This window comes from Actinoplanes sp. NPDC020271 (assembly GCF_044388125.1).
Classification (GTDB): Bacteria; Actinomycetota; Actinomycetes; order Mycobacteriales; family Micromonosporaceae; genus Actinoplanes.
Genome location: NZ_JBIRWQ010000006.1, coordinates 244,782 through 261,754 on the forward strand (window position 1 = coordinate 244,782; position 16,973 = coordinate 261,754).

Genomic DNA, 16,973 nt, shown 5'->3' on the forward strand with positions numbered 1-16,973 from the left:
GATCACAGGTGCGCGCTGCGCCGTTCGATGAACGGCGGTGTGTGCGAAGCCGGCCTCGCGCTCGCATCCGCACCGTCCCTGCGGCGACGCGTTCGAGGCCGTCTACACCGACCTGGCCGGCCGCATCGACCGGATCGCCCCCGCCGCCCACCCGAGCTGACGAAACCGCCGCCACACCTCCGCCCGGCCAGGTGAACTGTCGGGTGGGCCAACCCTGTCCACAACCTCGACCGGAGCTGCACTCACATGCCTTCCCACCCACCCTGGCGGCGGCTGCTGGCCGAATTCCTCGGCACCGCCCTGCTGGTCACCGCCGTCGTCGGCTCCGGCATCATGGCCACCACCCTCTCGCCGAACGACGTCGGACTCCAGCTCCTGGAGAACTCGGTCGCCACCGCGTTCGCGCTCGGCGCGCTGATCCTGACCTTCGGCCCGATCTCCGGCGCCCACTTCAACCCGGTCGTCTCCGCCGCCGACTGGTTCCTGGGCAGGCGTGCGGGCACCGGGATCAGCGGCAGCGACCTGGCCGGGTATGTCGTCGTCCAGATCCTCGGCGCGATCGGCGGCTCGATCCTGGCCGACCTGATGTTCGACTTGGCCCCGGTCACCTTCTCGACCAAGGACCGCGCCGCCGGCCATCTGTGGCTCGGCGAGGTCGTCGCCACGGCCGGGCTGTTGCTGTTGATCTTCGCACTCGGCCGATCCGGGAAAGCCGCCGTCGCCCCGGCCGCGGTCGGCGCGTACATCGGCGCCGCCTACTGGTTCACCAGCAGCACGAGCTTCGCCAACCCGGCCGTCACCATCGGCCGGGCCTTCACCGACACGTTCGCCGGTATCGCCCCCGGCTCAGTGCCCGGCTTCATCGTCTTCCAGGCCATCGGCCTGATCGTCGGCATCGCCCTGGTCCTGGCGCTGTATCCCGGCACCGGGCAGACCGCGGACGACATCGTCGTCGAACACCCCGCGACCGCAGCCTGACCAACCCCAGTTCACCCCACCCACCGCGAGGAAGTCATGACCGACACCAAGCCCACCGTCCTGTTCGTCTGTGTCCACAATGCCGGCCGCTCCCAGATGGCCGCCGGATGGCTGCGGCAGCTCGCCGGCGACGCCGTCGAAGTCCGCTCCGCCGGCTCGGAACCCGCCGACCGGATCAACCCGGCCGCGGTCGAAGCCATGCGCGAAGTCGGCATCGACATCACTGACCAGACCCCGACGAAGCTGACCTGGGACGCCGCCCAGGAATCCGACGTCATCATCACCATGGGCTGCGGCGACGCCTGCCCGATCTTCCCCGGCAAGCGGTACGAGGACTGGAAGCTCGACGACCCGGCCGGCAAGGGCGTCGACGCGGTCCGCCCCATCCGCGACGAGATCAAGTCCCGCATCGAGGTCCTGCTCGCTGACCTGAACGCGGCCCTCTGACGTGGATCAGCGCGTCGCCGGCGGTGATCGGTTCCGACCTTCGGCTGCACCGCTTTCCGGCACCTCGATCGCGTTCTTGCCCTCCGCACCGTCGGGTCGGTGGTCGGCGAGGAACGGCCGGGTCCCCGGCTGACCTGGGCGGCGTGGTGCTGGCCGAGGCTGCGACGGAGAAGTTCGGCGGTGACCCGGTTGCCGAGATCCGTCGCAACCTCAGGTCGTACCTCGAAGATCTGGTGATTCGCTGATGACGCCGGCCGGGCTCGCGTGAAGCAGAATCAGCCGAAGAGGGCCTTGGCGATGTCGGCGTAGAAGACGGCGGGGTCGCCCGAGAGCGACGCCTTCACGTTGGCCGTCGGCTTGTCGGCGATCACTTCCAGTTTCCCCGCTTCCAGGCCGTCCAGCGCCGCGATGACCACCTCGATCGGCGGCAGCTTCGGGATGTCGTAGCCGGCCATCATGTCGGTGTCGGCGATGGCCAGGGCCAGTGCGGTGACCTGGGTCTTCTGCTCGGCCAGTTCGAGGCGGATGCCGTTGGTGAGCGACCATTCCGCAGCCTTGGAGGCGGCGTATCCGTTGCTGGAGGGCGCGAAGGCGTACCAGCTCAGCGCCGAGATGACGTTGAGGATGGCACCTCCGGCGAGCCGGGGCGCGAAGGCACGGGTGACGTTGAGCGTGCCCCAGAAGTTGGTGTCGAACTCGCGGCGGATGTTGTCGGTGGAGGGGCCGAGCAGCGGGGCGTCCGTGGAGATGCCGGCGTTGTTGATCAGGATGTCGAGTTCGCCGACCTGTGCCGCCGCGGCCTCGATCGACGCCGGGTCGGTGATGTCGAGTGGGAGGGGGACGACGCCGGGGATGTCGATGGAGTCGGGGCGGCGGGCGGTGGCGTAGACGGTGGTGGCGCCGCGGGCGAGGAGTTCCGTCGCGAAGGCCTTGCCGAGTCCGCGGTTGGCGCCGGTTACGAGAGCTTTTGTGCCGTTGATCTGCATACCGCTACGCTAAGACCTCACGTTGACGTCAGAGGCAAGTATTGCGAGGTGGATCACTGTGCGTATCGGGGATCTGGCCACGAAAGCGCAGGTGAGCGTGCGGGCGTTGCGGTACTACGAGGAGCAGGGGCTGCTCGCCTCGACCCGCAGCGACAGCGGCCAGCGGCACTACGGTGACAAGGCGGTCAACCGGGTGCAGCTGATCCAGCAGCTGTACGCCGCGGGCCTGTCCAGCAAGACGATCGCGGAACTCCTGCCGTGCGTGGACGCCGGCGTGAGCACGCCCGAGTCGCGGGAGCGGCTGCTGGCCGAGCGCGACCGGATCAACACCCAGATCGCCGACCTGATCCTCACCCGCGACCGGCTCAACGAGATCATCGACGTGACGTCGAGGCCCAACCCGCAGTGCGACTACGTCTGACGCCGCCGCCGGGAAACACCAAGGATCAACCCCGGGTGCGGGTACGGCCTCAGCCCCGCACCGTTGCCCCGACCCGGCGTTCCGGCGGGCACCACCGCGTCAACGGCGCACCCGGTAGGTCAGGTGGAGCACCCGGTCGCCCTGGATCACCACGTCCGGATCCTCCAGCCGGTGCGGCGCGCCGACCGGCCCGAAGAAGCGCTTGCCGGCCCCGAACACGACCGGCACGACGTCCATCCGCACCTCGTCGACCAGGCCCGCGGCCAGCACCTGACCACCGACATCGCCCGCCGCGACCTCCACGATGCGGTCACCCGCGAGCTCCCGCGCCCGGGCCACAGCCGCCTCCACCCCGTCGACGAAATGGAACGGCGCCCCGGAGTCCCAGCCGTCGGGCGGCGGCCGGTGCGTCACCACGACCACGTGGTCGATCCCGCTCGGCGGCTTGCCGTCCCAGCCGTCGGTCAGGTCGAAGACGTGCCGGCCGGCGATCGTCACCCCGATCCCGTCCCAGTACGGCCGCACGTAGGCGTAGGACGCCGGCGACACCTTCAGCCCGCCGCTGTCGTCCAGCGCGACGTCACCGCTGGTCAACCAGTCGAACAGCGGACCAGGCTGATCGTTCTCGTCCGCGACGAAACCGTCCACCGACACCGAGGCGTACAGCACCACCTTGCCCACGGGGCTCTCCTCTGCTGGGGAATGCCCCCAAACTAGCGTGGTCCGAGCGGCCGTCCTTGTAAGAAATCAATCGGCCGGCAGCGGCCAGTTGTCCAGCGTGTGACCGGGATGCTCGCGCAGGAAACGCTGCCGGACCTCGGCGTACCGGGTCGGCGTCAGCCCGGTGAACGCCCGGAACTCGTGCCCGAAATGGGCCTGGTCGAAGTAGCCCGCGCCGGCGGCGACGCCGCCCCAGTCGACCGGTGCGGTGAAGTCGATCGCCAGCATGGTGGCGGCGAACCGCTGGGTGCGGGCCAGCCGCTTCGGCGTGACCCCGACCAGCTCCTTGAACCGTTGCGTCAGATGAGTGCTGCTGACCCCGGCCGCCGTTCGCAGGTCACCGATCGCCACCGCGCCGCTGGTCGCCGCGATGACACCGCTGGTGTGTCGGACCAGCCCCAGCCCGGAGACCTCACCCAGCCGGCGCAGCAGCTCCTGCTCGAACAGGGTCAGCATCTCGTGCGGTCCGTTCGCGCCCGCCAGCCGGTCCCGCAGCTCGGCGACGGCGGGGCGGCCCCAGACCTGCTCCACGGTCAGCGGGCGGTCGACCAGCTCGACGGCGGGCATCGGCAGGAACGGCGCCAGCCCCCAGGGCTTGACGTGCGCGCCGGCCGACCGGGTCGGCGACGGGTAGCCGAACTCGTACGCGCGGGTCGGCGTGGTGATGACACAACCGTCGGCGAACGCGCCGGTGCCGATGCGGAACGGCGCCCCGAGGTTGACGATGAGCAGCGCGCCCGGCATCGGGGGCAGGACCAGCCGGGCGTACGGCGGGGTGCCCTCCAGGTAGTAGAGGTCGTCGATCAGCCCGTCCAGCGGCGGGCGCGGCACTCGCGACACGTACTCCATGCCCACAGCATCGCCCCCATCCGGCTCACCGCGGCGCTGTGGGTCCTGCTTCTCCGGATGCAGCTGCCGTCCCGCCGGGCGCGATGACGATCGCCGCCCGGATCCGGGCTTGCAGTTCGACCGGATGACCCATGATCATGACGGCGGATCACCGCGGAGGAGGACGGCATGACCAAGGAGTACGACACCTTCGGTCCTTGGATCGACGAGGTCCGCACCACCGCGGACCTGCCGCGCCTCTACCGTGACGCCGGCCTCGACCCCGCCGCGTTCGAGCTGGTGTTGAAGGTTCCGCGCAACATCGAGCGGCGCAATGCCACCCCCGGCATGCACCTGTACGACGCCTTGATCGCCCTCGACGTGGAAACCCTCACCGTGCTGCACCGCCGCGACGACACGTTCGACGCCGTGCGCGTGCCGCTGGACCGGATCGTGGCGATCGAGGAGAGCGTCCAGCTGCTCGACGGCCGCCTGACCGTCCACACCACCGACGGCGGCGCGCTGGTCGTGAACTTCAACGGCTCGGCCAAGGAGCCCATCCGCAACCTCGTCCAGCTGGTCCGGCAGCGCTACCTGCCGGCGTTCGCCCCGGAGCCGGCCGAACCCATCGGGCCGGAGCCGCGGATGGGTCCCGTGGACGCCGGACTGCTCAACGACTATCGCCGGATGGTCGCCCGGGAGCCGCGGTTCCGCCTGCTCAACAGCTCCGCGCGGCAGCGGGTCGTCGCCGCGGCGTGGCAGGAACGGCTGTACCGCAGGACCTGGCCGCTGCACCTGCAGGCCTCGATCGTCGGCACCGACGACCGGGAGATCGTGATCGTGCATCGCCGTAACTGGTTCACCCGGCACGGCGACGAGGTGTCGATGGCCCGCACGTTCCTGCCCCGGGCCCGGATCAACGCGTTGTCGGTGTGGCGGCACGAGCACTTCCAGGGCGTACACGAGATCGTCGCGCAGGCCGGCGACACCGTTCTCCGGTTCCCGGTGGCGGCCGGCCCGGTCACCGAGGCGCTTCTCGCCGGCTGACCGGACGTCAGTCGATCAGGTCGTACTCGGGGCAGCGGGCCTGGTACGTCGTGTTCGCCAGGTTGCCGGCCAGCGCGGCGGCGATGCCCCGCAACGGGTGCGCGTGGCCCTCGGCGTTCTGGATCTCGTGCCGCGCCCCGGCCGCCAGCCACGAGATCGGCGGCATCGGCAACGTTATGATCCACTGCTCAACTCGCCGGTCGGGCCACCGAAATACGTGCTCGACGGAGTCACCTCGAACGCACGGACGGATCCCGATGACCGCTGAACCGCAGAACAACGGCTCCTGGCAGCCACAGCCGGGCTACCCCCAGCAGCCCGGTTACGGCCAGCCGCAGGGTTACCCCCAGCAGCAGGGTTACACCCCGGAACCGGGTTACGGTCAGCAGCCCGGCTACGACCAGCAGTATCAGGCGGGTCAATACGCGGCGCCCGCCCACACCCCGGCTGCTCCGGCCGGGTATCCGCCGCAGGCATACGCCCAGCCCGGTTACGCCCAGCCCGGTTACGCCCAGCCCGGTTACGCCCAGCCCGGTTACGCCCAGCCGGCGCCTTACGGTCAGCCCGCATACCAGCAGCCGCCGATGGCCGCGCCGTACGGCGGCTACGGCGCCGCGCCTTTCGGGGCCATCGCCGAGGCGCCCGGCATCGGCATGGTCATCGTCATCACGGCGATCTTCGGCATCTTCGGCGCCATCCCCGCGTCCCGGCGGGCCAAGAAGGCCGAGGCCCTCGGCCTGCCCACCGGCAAGTACTGGCAGGCGTTCGGCATCACCCTGGTCGCGGCCTGGCTCCTGTTCTTCGCCCTCGGCAGCCTCAGCGGCTGACTCCCGAGGCCCCGGGCGTGATCGCGCCCGGGGCCTCGGGTCAACTCCTGCGGAGATCGCCGCCGAGCGGTCCGCCCGGCCCCGTGACGCGGCCGGCATCGACCCGGCCGCCCCGGTCGTGCCGGCCCGCATCGCCCCGGTCACACCGCCGGCATCGCCGGAACCCGGGCGGCGCCGCTCTGCTGATCGAGCTACACCGGCGTAAAGCCGGCGCCGGGACTCGAACCCGGAACCTGCCCATTAAAAGTGGAAGTATCCGATGCCTGCGCACCGGGAACCCACATCTGAAATTGTTTTCTCTCCTGAGATCAGAGCGCTCGCCGGTGTGTTTTCGCCAAGAGGAAGTAACCGTCGAGCGGCGCACCAGGAGGTGCGCGAAGAACCTGACAAGACACCTCGCAGGAGAGCCAGCCGATTTGTGGCCGTACGAACCGGAACGGGATCGATTCGCACCCGAACGGCTCTGACCCCTTTCGTTGAAGGGCCGTGCGCGGCGCCGAATGAGGAGGCACATCCACCGGCAATCACGAAGGGCCCGGCCTCCATGCGTTCCGTCACCCCAGTCGTCGCTCGTTCCCTCTCCCTGCTGCTGGCGGCAGGGGCGGCGGTCTCCTCAGCGACGACTCCGGCGTCCGCGGCCACGCCCTCGGCGGTCCGCACTCTCGCGCAGGGAGCCGTCCTCGCCTCCACGATCGTGCCGGGAACGCAGGTCGCTCTCACGCCGGCCCAGCGGCTCGCCGCGGTCCGGTCGGCCAAGCAGATCAACTACTACCCGGCCGGTGGCAGCTGGACCCGGATGTGGACGGATTTCGACGCCAAGAAGATCGACGCCGACCTGGCCAAGGCGCAGGCGCTCGGGGCGGACAGCGTTCGCGCCATCGTGTTCCCGTCGGTGTTCGGCTACCCGACCGTGAAGACCGAGTACAAGAACAAGCTGGCCCAGTTCGTGTCGCTGGCCGCGGCTCGCGGCATGACCGTGAAGATCACGCTGTTCGACTGGTGGGACGGCTATGCCGACGTCACCGGCAGCAGCGCGTGGGCGACCGCGCTCCTCGCCCCCTACCGCAACGACGAGCGGATCATCTCGATCGAACTGCAGAACGAGCTCGACCCGACCGACGCGTCCGCGATCGGCTGGGTGAAGAAACTGCTGCCGGTGATCCGCAAGGCCGTACCGGGGGTTCCGGTGACCATCCCGATCAGCTCCTCGGCGGGCATCGCCGGCCTGGCCACGCTGAAGTCGGCGATGGCGGCGACGCCGCTGGACTACTACGACTTCCACCTGTACGGCAACTCGGAGCGCGCCCTCGCCTCGATCCGCCGGGCCCAGGCCGCCGTGGCCCCGGCCCCGCTGGTGATCGGCGAGACCGGCACGAACACGCTACAGGCCGGCGAGGGTGAGCAGGCCGCCTACCTGGCCCGGGTGTTCGCCGCGGCCGAGGTGGCGGGCGTCAACGCGGTCGCGCCGTGGACGCTGAACGACTTCACCGCCGGCAGCATCCCCGATTCCGGCGTTGCCCGGATCCCCGAGCAGTACTGGTACGGCCTGTACCGGGCCGACAGCACGGCCAAGCCGGCCGCCGCGGTGGTCAAGGCCGAGTGGACCGGCGCGCCGTCCCCGGCCGGTCTGATGGACCCCGGATTCGAGAACGCCGCTGGTCAGACGCCGTGGCGTTCCTACCTGTCGGAGCTCGGCACACCCACCCGCACGCAGACCGCCGCGCGGTCCGGGGCATGGTCGGTGATGCTCACCAACACCGGCAGGACGGCGGCGGGCTCCCCGTCGTACCGGATCTCGCCGATCGCGCCGGTGCAGCCCGGCCAGCGCTGGCACGCCGAGGTCTGGGCGCGCGGCAAGAACGAGACGGGCTCGACGCAGATCGCGCTGAGCTGGTTCGACGTGAACGACCGCTGGATCGGCGGCGGCTCCTCGGCCGATCTGCCGTCCGGCACGAGCGACTGGACCCGGCTCTCGGTCGACGGCGTTGCCCCGGCGGGCGCGGCCAGTCTGCAGGTGCACCTCAAGTCGGGCGCGAACACGGGGTCGGTCTGGTTCGACGACGTCGCCGTGACAGCCTCCTGAGCCCCGCAAGGACGATGTGCCGGTACGGGTGAGCCCGCTCCACCCGTACCGTCGAAGGGTTTTGCCGGAACGGGGTATTTAGCAACTGACCTGCAGCCCGCCCGGTCTCACGCGTGGGGCCGGGTCGCCGAATCAGAGGGCATGATTCGTGGACGGCGTGAGGGCAGCGGCTTGCGGAAGGTGCCGGGCAAGCGGTGGACGGCCGGGCAGGTGTCGGCCGCCGGATACGGGTCGATCATCGGCGTGCTGGCGCTCGGCGGCGCGGCCGCTCACCTGGGCATCGGTGCCGCACAGGCACATCGGGCGCCGATCGACCGTACCCATCAGGTGCTGGACACGATGTCGAACCTGCGCGGCCAGTTGCAGGATGCGCAGCGCGGTGAGCGCGGTTTCGTGCTGACCGCCGACGAGCACTACTTGCAGCCGTTCACGTCGGCGGCGGTTCAGGTACCGCAGACCCTGGCGCGTCTGCGTCAGCTGTTCGGTGCCGACACCGCGCAGCAGCCGATGCTCGACGATCTGCAGGCCTCGGCGACCGCCACGGTCGACTACCTCGGCCTCGCCGTCACGCAACTGCAGAACGAGGGCTTCCGGGATGCCCGGCCCGACGTGCTCGGCACGGCCGGCACCGAGACCCTGGACCGTGCCGAGCAGATCCTCGATGCCCTGCGCCACGACCAGCTGACGGTGCTGCGCGCTCAGGAGGAGCAGGCGCAGAGCCAGGAGACGCTGGCGCTCTGGCTGGCCACCGCGGCGCTGGCAGCGGCTGCGGGGATCGCGATGACCGCCTGGCGGGCCACCCGATCGGTGACGCAGGCCGTCGCGGCGGGTCCCGCCCCGGCTCCGGGCCCCGTCGCGGCTTCGGCTCCTGCCGAGGTCGAGACGGAGGTGAACTGGCACACCGCGCTGCGGGTGCTGCTGGCCGAGGACGACCCGGTCAACCAGAAAGTCGCCCAGTTCATGCTCGGCAAACTCGGCCACCGCGTCGACACCGTCGCCAACGGCCTCGAAGCCGTCCAGGCGTTGCGGGCCGCCGACTACGACGTGGTGCTGATGGACGTGCAGATGCCGATCCTCGACGGACTCGAGGCCACCCGCCTGATCCGCTCGGAGTTCCCGGCCGACCGGCAGCCGCACATCATCGCCATGACCGCCAGCGTGCTCGCCGAGGACCGGGCCGCGTGCCGCACCGCCGGCATGAACGACTACCTGCCCAAGCCGGTCCGGCTGCCCGAACTGACCAGCGCCCTCACCCCGCTGCTCCTGGACTTCGGCCACGACGAGCCTGCCGACGATGCCGTGACCGCGACACCGCTCGGTGTCCATCGGGAGGCGGAGGTCCGCGCCCGCCTGGCCGACATCAGCGACGGCGAACCCAGCGGACCCGAACGGACCCTGCTCGCCCGGCTGCTGCGCTCGTTCACCACCGGGACCCCGGGCGGCCTCGACCGGCTAGCCGAGTTGATCACCGCCGGCGACGTCCCCGGGGTCCGGAGCCAGGCACACGCCCTCAACGGCTCCGCCTCCAACATCGGCGCCGGTCACCTGGCCGGCATGTTCGCCGCGGTGGAGACCGACGCCCGTGCCGGCCGACTGCCCAAGGGCCCGGCCACCATGACGGCCATCCGCGCCGAGTACGCCGCCGTCGTGCCGGTGTGCGAACTCATCGCCGACGAACTGTCCCTGGCCGCGACCCACTGACCTCGCGGGCCGAGCCTTCCTGCTCGGCCCGCCACCATTCGTGGCCTCACCGAGAACGGTGAACGCCGTCCGGACACGCCGGTGGTCCAGCCGGCAGCGCGCCGCATCCTTTTCGGCTGGTGCTCACCGTGGTTGTCCGTCCCTCACGACAGCCAGGGGAGGGGCGCCGGCCTCTGCGGCGGTATCAAAACTTTCCCGGAGAGTACGAGACGTCGCCGTGCCGGGTGGCCGGACCGGTGTCTTCACAAACACGAAATGATTCTGTTCAATGTGTGGGAGCGCTCCCAACCATCTAAGGGGTAGCCGTGCGCCGTGTCCTCGTCCCCCTCCTGGCTCTGCTGACCGCCCTGGCCGTGCTTCCGCTGATCGGTGGCCCGGCCGCCGCCGCGGCCGGCTACAACTACGGTGAGGCGCTGCAGAAGTCGATGTTCTTCTACCAGGCGCAGATCTCCGGCGCGAAGCCGTCGTGGAGCCAGGTGTCCTGGCGCGGCGACGCGGCGCTCAACGACGGGGCCGACGTCGGGCGGGACCTGACCGGCGGCTGGTTCGACGCCGGTGACCACGTGAAGTTCGGCTTCCCGATGGCGTTCACCACCACCATGCTGGCCTGGGGCGCGGTGGAGTACCGCGACGCGTATGCCTCCTCCGGCCAGCTCACCTCGCTGCTGAACAACCTGCGCGTGCCCAACGACTACTTCGTCAAGGCCCACCCGTCGGCGAACGTTCTCTACGGCCAGGTCGGCAAGGGCGACGACGACCACAAGTGGTGGGGGCCGGCCGAGGTGATGCCGATGGCCCGGCCCGCGTACAAGATCGATGCCACCTGCGGCGGCTCGGACCTGGCCGGGGAGACGGCCGCGGCCATGGCCGCCAGCTCCATCGTCTTCCGGCCGACCGATCCGGCGTACGCCGACAAGCTGCTCACCCACGCGCGGCAGCTCTACACGTTCGCCGACACCGTGCGGAAGGCGTACAGCGACTGCATCACCGACGCGGCGGCGTACTACAAATCCTGGAGCGGTTACCAGGACGAGCTGGTGTGGGGCGCGATCTGGCTGTACCGGGCGACGGGCGAGACGGCGTACCTCAGCAAGGCGGAGACCGAGTACGACGCGCTCGGCACCGAGCCGCAGACCTCGACGCACTCCTACAAGTGGACGATCGCCTGGGACAACAAGCAGTTCGGCGCGTACGTGCTGCTCGCGAACCTCACCGGGAAGCAGAAGTACATCGACGACGCGAACCGCTGGCTCGACTGGTGGACCGTCGGCGTCAACGGCGAGAAGGTGCGTTACTCCCCGGGCGGCGAGGCGGTCCTGGACAGCTGGGGGTCGCTGCGCTACGCCGCCAACACCGCGTTCGTGGCGCTCGTCTACAGCGACAAGACCGCCGATGCCACGCGCCGGAGCCGATACCACGACTTCGCGGTACGGCAGATCAACTACGCGCTGGGCGACAACCCGCGGCAGTCCAGTTACCTGATCGGGTTCGGGGCGGGCTCACCGAGGAATCCCCATCACCGTACGGCGCACGGCTCCTGGTGGGACAACATGACCGTGCCCGCGGAGACCCGGCACGTGCTCTACGGCGCGCTGGTCGGCGGGCCGTCCTCGCCCGACGACGCGTACACCGATCAGCGCAGCGACTACGTCATGAACGAGGTCGCCACCGACTACAACGCCGGGTTCACGTCCGCGGTGGCCCGCCTCTACCAGGAGTACGGCGGAACCGCTCTCGCCGGGTTCCCGCAGGCCGAGAAGCCGGACATGGACGAGATCACCGTGGAGACGACGGTGATGCAGGACGAGCCGCGTGACACCGCGCTGAAGGTGATGATCTACAACAAGTCGGCGTATCCGGCGCGGGCGCTGACCAGCGCGTCGTACCGGTACTACTTCCGCCGGGAGGGCACCGCGGCGATCCAGGTGACCCCGGGTTACACGCAGGGCTGCCCGTCACCGTCGACGGCCCGGCAGGTCTCCGGGGACCTCTGGTACGTCGAGGTCAGTTGCGCCGGACACACGATCGCACCGGCCGGGCAGTCCGCGTACCGGATGGAAGTTCAGTTCAAGGTGGGCGTGGCCGACGGCGGGACGTGGGATCCGTCCAACGACCCGTCCTACCTGGCCGGCACCGGGCTGAACCGCAACGTCCCGCTGTACGAGGCCGGCAAGCTCATCTGGGGCAGCGAACCGGGCACCACCTCGGCGTCGCCCTCGCCGTCGGTGTCCACCTCGCCGTCGTCCTCGCCGTCTTCCTCCACCTCGCCGTCGTCCTCGCCGTCTTCCTCCACCTCGCCGTCGTCCTCGCCGTCTCCCTCCACCTCGCCGTCGCCCTCCACCTCGCCTTCGCCGTCGACCAGCCCGTCGCCGAGCGCCGGTTGCCGGGTCACGTACACGACCAGCGACTGGGGGAGCGGCTTCACCGGAACCCTCACGATCGTCAACACCGGGACGACACCCTGGACGGCGTGGACGGCGGGCTTCGCCTTCCCCGGCTCACAGAAGCTCGGCCAGGGCTGGTCGGCGGTGTGGAGCCAGACGGGCGCGCAGGTGACCGCGGTCAACCAGTCGTGGAACGGCGCGGTCCCGGCCGGTGGTTCGGTCAGTGCCGGCTTCAACGGCACCTACACCGGCAGCAACCCACCGCCGACGGCCTTCACGGTCAACGGCCTGACCTGCGCCGCCGGATCAGCCTGACCGTGCTCGTCGCGGTGAGTCGAGGCGGCCGGGTCACGATGGCCAGGACCGGCCGGGTCCCCGGTGCGCCTCCGGTGGCCTGGCCGGCCCGCCCGGCATCGGAGGGCATCGAGGACCAGGACCGGCCGGGTCCCCGGTGCTCCTCCGGTGGCCTGCCCGGCCCGCCCGGCATCGGAGGGCATCGGTGCCGCAGGGTCAGCGCAGGCCGGTGTCGATCGCGCTGAGCAGGGTGCCCTGTTCGTCGTCGCCGCTCAGGGCCCACACCCCGATGCCGCCGAGGGTGTGGGCCTTCACGTAGGCGGCCTTCACGCTCATCGTCTCCGCGTCGTCGAAGGTCCAGAACGTGCTGCCGTCGAACAGCCAGGCGGCCGCCGCGATCGGGTCCCAGTACCGCTGATATCCGCTGTCCCGCAGGCTCTTGACGGTCCGGTAGTCGAGCGGGGCGGGCTCGGTGATGACCGCCGCGGTCTGGAACAGGCCGTTGCCGGCGTCGGTGACGCCTTTCCAGCCGCGGCTGTAGAACGGGACGCCCAGCACCAGCCGGTTCGGGGCGACGCCGGTCGTGACGAAGTTGTCGAGATAGAGGTCGACGTCGCGCCGGGTGACGTTCGAACCGGCGGCCGTGTTCGGGTGCAGCGCGGCCTGATGGTTGGTCTTGTGCGGCGTCTCCCGGGCGTTGTGCATGTCGTAGGCCATCACCAAAGCCCAGTCGAGGTAGGTGAAGATCTTCGGCAGCTCGTAGGCCTGCGCGACGATGCTCTTGCTGCCACCCAGCGCCGCGGTGAGGAGCAGGTAGTCGCCGGTCGCCGCGTAGATCTGGTCGAGCTGGCGGCGGAACTCCTTCAACAGCAGCGTGAAATTGGTCTTGTCGGCGGCGTCGACCGAGCCCGGGTACTCCCAATCGATGTCGATGCCGTCGAAGACCCCGGCCCCGGCGCCGGGCGTGGCCTGCGGCAGGTTGCCCTTGATGTACAGGTCGATGCAGGACGCGACGAACTTCTCCCGGGACTCCGCGGTCGCGGCCGCCGTGGTGAAGTTGGCCGACCCGGAACCACCGCCGATCGAGATGGAGGTCCGCAGGCGGTAGACGGCCTTCAACTTCTTGATCTGGTTGAACGTGCCGGCCAGGGCCTGGCCGGGCTGGTCCGCCGCCCCGTCCAGGGTGTCCGTCGCGGGGAGCAGCCGCTGGTAGTCGTCGGGCACTGCCAGGCATTCCCCGGTGCTGGAGACTCCGGCGAACGCGTACTGCAGGTTGGTCAGCTGGGCCGCGGAACCCTTCTGTACCAGGTCCCGGACGGTGAAACTGCCGGCCGCGCGGGAGAGGTAACCGACCCGCCGATAGGTGGTGGTCGCGGCGGCGTCGGCCGCGGGTGTCGCGACGGGCAGGAACAGGCTGGTGGCGACGACCACCATCACCGACATGACGCGATGGATCCGCACAGGATGAAGCCCTCTTGGTAATTTTTCCGGATCTTGATGGAGTGCCGCAATCATATCGGCCGATATGACACGGGCCGTCAGCCCGCCAGCAGGAGCGTCCGAGTCAGCTGGTAAGGACAGCCCGCGGCCTCGAACGCGCCCGCGGTGGCGAGAACCCCGTCCCGGTCGCCGTCGAGCAGGGCGGCCGCCCGGTCCAGCAGCGCACCGGCGATCGGGTTCCCGGTGACGGCCGGACGGGTCTCGGTCAGCAGCCCGGTGGCGCCGGGGTCACCGGCCAGCACGGCGGCCTCGACCCGGAGCGCGACGTGCCACTGCTTCAGGATTCCGGTGCGCCACGCGCCCGGGGCGTCCAGCCGTTCCCGGGCGAGCGCCGGCTCCCCGTGGTGCAGCCGCGCGATGGCGTCGAAGGTGGGTGCGTAGCCGGCGCGGTCCTCGGCGGTGACGCCCATCCGGTCGAGGACGGCGAGCCACTCGTCCCGGGCGGCCCGGTCGCCGCGCAGGTCGTGGACCAGCGCGACGGCGGCGGCGGCCGGGCCGAAGTTGCGGGCCGGTGGGCGGCCCGCCCGGGTCCAGCCGTCGAGGAACCGGCCGCTCGTGGCGAGCACGTCGGTGTCGTGGCCGGCGAGGGCGTCGGCCATCAGGATCCGGGACGTCGCGACGTGCCCGGCCTCGGCCAGCAACGGCAGGTCGCGCAGGTGGCCGCCCCAGCGCCGGGCCGCGACCAGATCACCGGTGCCGATGCAGGTGGCGGTCGCGATCAGGAGTGCGTCGATCAGCTCGTCGGCGACCGCCGGGGTCAACTCCAAGGGTTCCAGCAGTTCGACGCGGCGGCGGGCGCTGGCCGAGGCGGCAAGCTCGTCACCGGTGCGGCGTTGCGCCCCGGTCAGGGCGAACAGCGCGGCCGCCTCCCCGACGGGATCGTCGAGGCGGTGAGCCAGGTCCACCGCGTGCTCGGCGAGGGTGGTCATCCGCGATGCGGCATCCTCGTTTCTCTCGGCGAAGAACGCGTAGCCGGCGGCCGCGCAGTCGGCCAGGGCGACCGCGGCCTGCGCGGCGAGGTCGTCCCCGGCGAGCTCGCGGGCCCGGGCGAGCAGCGCCGCCGGCTCGTCGCGCGGCGGGCGTTCGGTGAAGGCCCCGGCCTTCCGGAAGTAGGTGGTGGTCGCGGTCGCGAGGTCACGCGCCGCGCCGGCCGCTTCCCCGGCGGCCCGCCACAAGCGGTACGCGTCGTCACCGCGCATCCGGCACGCGGCCACGCTCGCGGCCTGCCGCAGTGCGGCGGCGGGCTCGTCGGTCAGCGCGGCGGCCTGCTCGTACCGCTGCTGGGACTCACCGATCAGATTGCGGTCGAAGGCCAGCCGCCCGAGCAGCCACGCCAGCCGGTGAGCGTCGGCCCGCCGGTCAGGCCGGTCGGCGGCCCAGCTCAGCGCGGCCCGCAGGTCGTCGGCCACCGCGTCGAAGCGGACCCGCCAGCCCTCCTTCTGCGAGGCCGCCAACTCCTCGGCGGTCTGCAGGCACCAACGCAGATGCCGCGCGGGTGCGGTCTCCTGCTCACCGGCCGTCGAGAGCTGCTCGGTCCCGTACTGCCGGATGGTCTCCAGCATCCGATAGCGGGTGCCGCCCGCCGGCGCCATCACGCTGAGCAGGCTCTGCTCGGCGAGCCGGGCCAGTCCGTCGGCCACGTGCCCGGGCGTCAGGGGCGCGAATCCGGCCACCGTCGCCGCGGCCGCGGCGGTGAACGGCGAGACGAACACCGCCACCCGGCGCAGCAGGGCCAGATCGTCGCGGCTGAGCAGTGCCTGACTCCAGTCGAGCATGGCGCGTACCGACCGGTGCCGGTCGTCGGCCCGATATCCGCCGACGAGCAGTCGCAGATGGTCGCCGAGGCCGGTGACCAGCCCGTCGAGCCCCAGCGTGGGCAGCCGCGCGGCGGCCAGCTCGATCGCCAGCGCCACCCCGTCCAGCTTCCGGCACAGGTCGGCGACCTGCTCGGCCTGCCCGTCGTCGACGGTCCGGCCCACCGCCGCGGCCCGCTCCCGGAACAGGGCGATCGCGTCCTCGTCGAGGGAGAGCGGCGGCACCGGGTAGACCCACTCGAACGGCACCATCAGCCGCGCCCGGCTGGTGGCCAGCACGCTCACCCGCGGGCAGCGCGCCAGCAGCCGCTCGATGAACGGCGCCACCCCGTCGGTCAGGTGCTCGCAGTTGTCCAGCACCAGCAGCGCCTGCCGGTCGGCGAGCGCGGTCGCCACCGCGTCGTCGAGGCCGCGTCCCTGCTGCTCACCGATGCCGAGGGCGGCCGCGACGGCCGCGACCACCATGGCCGGGGCGGTGACCGGGACCAGGTCGACGAACCACACCCCGTCGCCGAAGTCGCCGGCCAGGTCGGCCGCCACGGACAGTGCCAGCCGGGTCTTGCCGACGCCACCTGGCCCGACCGCGGTGACCTGGCGGTGCCCGGTGACGGCCGCGCGCAGCGCCCCGCGTTCGCAGACCCGGCCGACGAACGGGCTCACTGGCGCCGGCAGGGGAGCGGACGTCCGCGCCGGGCGGGCCCGGCCGGCCAGCTCGCGGCGATCGGCCGCCCCGAGCTTGCGCAGCAGCGACGACACGTGGGTCTCCACGGTGCGCACCGAGATGAACAGCGCGGCGCCGATCTCGGCGTTGGTGCGATGCTCTCCGAGCAGGGCCAGGATCTCGGCCTCACGGGGTGAGATCCCCGGCGTGGCTGGCTGCTTCGACACGCGGGCCATTCTCACCTACCCCGGCTACGCGGTGCTCTCCGTGGTCAGCACGGAT

General features: G+C 71.1%; 15 protein-coding genes and 1 tRNA gene. 9 read left to right on the forward strand and 7 right to left on the reverse strand.

Annotated elements, in window-relative coordinates; genetic code table 11:
• Nucleotides 1-37: 37 nt before the first annotated feature.
• The 3 genes from ACH442_RS16220 (at nt 38) to ACH442_RS16230 (ending at nt 1,425) form a co-directional block, all read left to right on the forward strand.
• Nucleotides 38-160 carry a hypothetical protein gene (locus ACH442_RS16220; RefSeq protein ID WP_396338803.1) on the forward strand — a complete coding sequence of 41 codons (123 nt, stop codon included), beginning with the start codon at nt 38-40 and terminating at the stop codon, nt 158-160.
• A gap of 86 nt (nt 161-246) precedes the next feature.
• Complete coding sequence (locus ACH442_RS16225; RefSeq protein WP_396338804.1) at nt 247-978, forward strand: aquaporin; 732 nt, start codon at nt 247-249, stop codon at nt 976-978.
• A gap of 36 nt (nt 979-1,014) precedes the next feature.
• Nucleotides 1,015-1,425, forward strand: a complete 411-nt coding sequence (locus tag ACH442_RS16230) for an arsenate reductase ArsC (protein ID WP_396338805.1) — start codon at nt 1,015-1,017, stop codon at nt 1,423-1,425.
• A gap of 275 nt (nt 1,426-1,700) precedes the next feature.
• Here ACH442_RS16230 and ACH442_RS16235 read toward each other — a convergent pair whose 3' ends face one another.
• The gene (locus tag ACH442_RS16235; protein WP_396338806.1) at nt 1,701-2,411 is read right to left on the reverse strand and encodes an SDR family oxidoreductase; all 711 of its coding nucleotides are present in this window, start codon (nt 2,409-2,411) and stop codon (nt 1,701-1,703) included.
• 58 nt (nt 2,412-2,469) lie between these two features.
• Between ACH442_RS16235 and ACH442_RS16240 the strand changes: the two genes are divergently transcribed.
• Complete coding sequence (locus ACH442_RS16240) at nt 2,470-2,832, forward strand: MerR family transcriptional regulator (protein WP_396338807.1); 363 nt, start codon at nt 2,470-2,472, stop codon at nt 2,830-2,832.
• A 99-nt stretch (nt 2,833-2,931) separates the two neighbouring features.
• Here the strand turns inward: ACH442_RS16240 and ACH442_RS16245 are convergent, their stop codons facing one another.
• Both ACH442_RS16245 and ACH442_RS16250 read right to left on the reverse strand, forming a co-directional pair.
• Nucleotides 2,932-3,513 carry a dihydrofolate reductase family protein gene (locus ACH442_RS16245; protein WP_396338808.1) on the reverse strand — a complete coding sequence of 194 codons (582 nt, stop codon included), beginning with the start codon at nt 3,511-3,513 and terminating at the stop codon, nt 2,932-2,934.
• A 66-nt stretch (nt 3,514-3,579) separates the two neighbouring features.
• Complete coding sequence (locus ACH442_RS16250) at nt 3,580-4,401, reverse strand: helix-turn-helix domain-containing protein (RefSeq protein ID WP_396338809.1); 822 nt, start codon at nt 4,399-4,401, stop codon at nt 3,580-3,582.
• 168 nt (nt 4,402-4,569) lie between these two features.
• Here ACH442_RS16250 and ACH442_RS16255 point away from each other — a divergent pair, with 168 nt between their 5' ends.
• A complete protein-coding gene (locus ACH442_RS16255; protein ID WP_396338810.1) occupies nt 4,570-5,427 on the forward strand; it encodes a hypothetical protein in 858 nt (285 codons plus the stop codon).
• A gap of 7 nt (nt 5,428-5,434) precedes the next feature.
• Here ACH442_RS16255 and ACH442_RS16260 read toward each other — a convergent pair whose 3' ends face one another.
• A complete protein-coding gene (locus tag ACH442_RS16260) occupies nt 5,435-5,593 on the reverse strand; it encodes a hypothetical protein (RefSeq protein WP_396338811.1) in 159 nt (52 codons plus the stop codon).
• 91 nt (nt 5,594-5,684) lie between these two features.
• On the opposite strand from ACH442_RS16260, the gene ACH442_RS16265 reads away from it, so the two are divergent.
• Nucleotides 5,685-6,254 carry a hypothetical protein gene (locus ACH442_RS16265; RefSeq protein ID WP_396338812.1) on the forward strand — a complete coding sequence of 190 codons (570 nt, stop codon included), beginning with the start codon at nt 5,685-5,687 and terminating at the stop codon, nt 6,252-6,254.
• 205 nt (nt 6,255-6,459) lie between these two features.
• On the opposite strand, the gene ACH442_RS16270 is transcribed toward ACH442_RS16265, so the two are convergent.
• Nucleotides 6,460-6,521, reverse strand: a tRNA-Ser gene (locus tag ACH442_RS16270).
• A 277-nt stretch (nt 6,522-6,798) separates the two neighbouring features.
• Between ACH442_RS16270 and ACH442_RS16275 the strand changes: the two genes are divergently transcribed.
• The 3 genes from ACH442_RS16275 to ACH442_RS16285 all read left to right on the forward strand — a co-directional run bounded on the left by ACH442_RS16275 (nt 6,799) and on the right by ACH442_RS16285 (nt 12,737).
• On the forward strand, nt 6,799-8,337 hold the full coding sequence (locus ACH442_RS16275; protein WP_396338813.1) for a cellulase family glycosylhydrolase: 1,539 nt from the start codon (nt 6,799-6,801) through the stop codon (nt 8,335-8,337).
• Nucleotides 8,338-8,478: 141 nt separating this feature from the next.
• A complete protein-coding gene (locus tag ACH442_RS16280) occupies nt 8,479-10,038 on the forward strand; it encodes a response regulator (RefSeq protein ID WP_396338814.1) in 1,560 nt (519 codons plus the stop codon).
• 305 nt (nt 10,039-10,343) lie between these two features.
• A complete protein-coding gene (locus tag ACH442_RS16285) occupies nt 10,344-12,737 on the forward strand; it encodes a glycoside hydrolase family 9 protein (RefSeq protein ID WP_396338815.1) in 2,394 nt (797 codons plus the stop codon).
• Nucleotides 12,738-12,932: 195 nt separating this feature from the next.
• Here ACH442_RS16285 and ACH442_RS16290 read toward each other — a convergent pair whose 3' ends face one another.
• On the reverse strand, nt 12,933-14,159 hold the full coding sequence (locus ACH442_RS16290) for a glycoside hydrolase family 18 protein (RefSeq protein ID WP_396338816.1): 1,227 nt from the start codon (nt 14,157-14,159) through the stop codon (nt 12,933-12,935).
• Nucleotides 14,160-14,254: 95 nt separating this feature from the next.
• On the reverse strand, nt 14,255-16,918 hold the full coding sequence (locus tag ACH442_RS16295) for a LuxR C-terminal-related transcriptional regulator (protein WP_396338817.1): 2,664 nt from the start codon (nt 16,916-16,918) through the stop codon (nt 14,255-14,257).
• Nucleotides 16,919-16,973 lie beyond the last annotated feature (55 nt).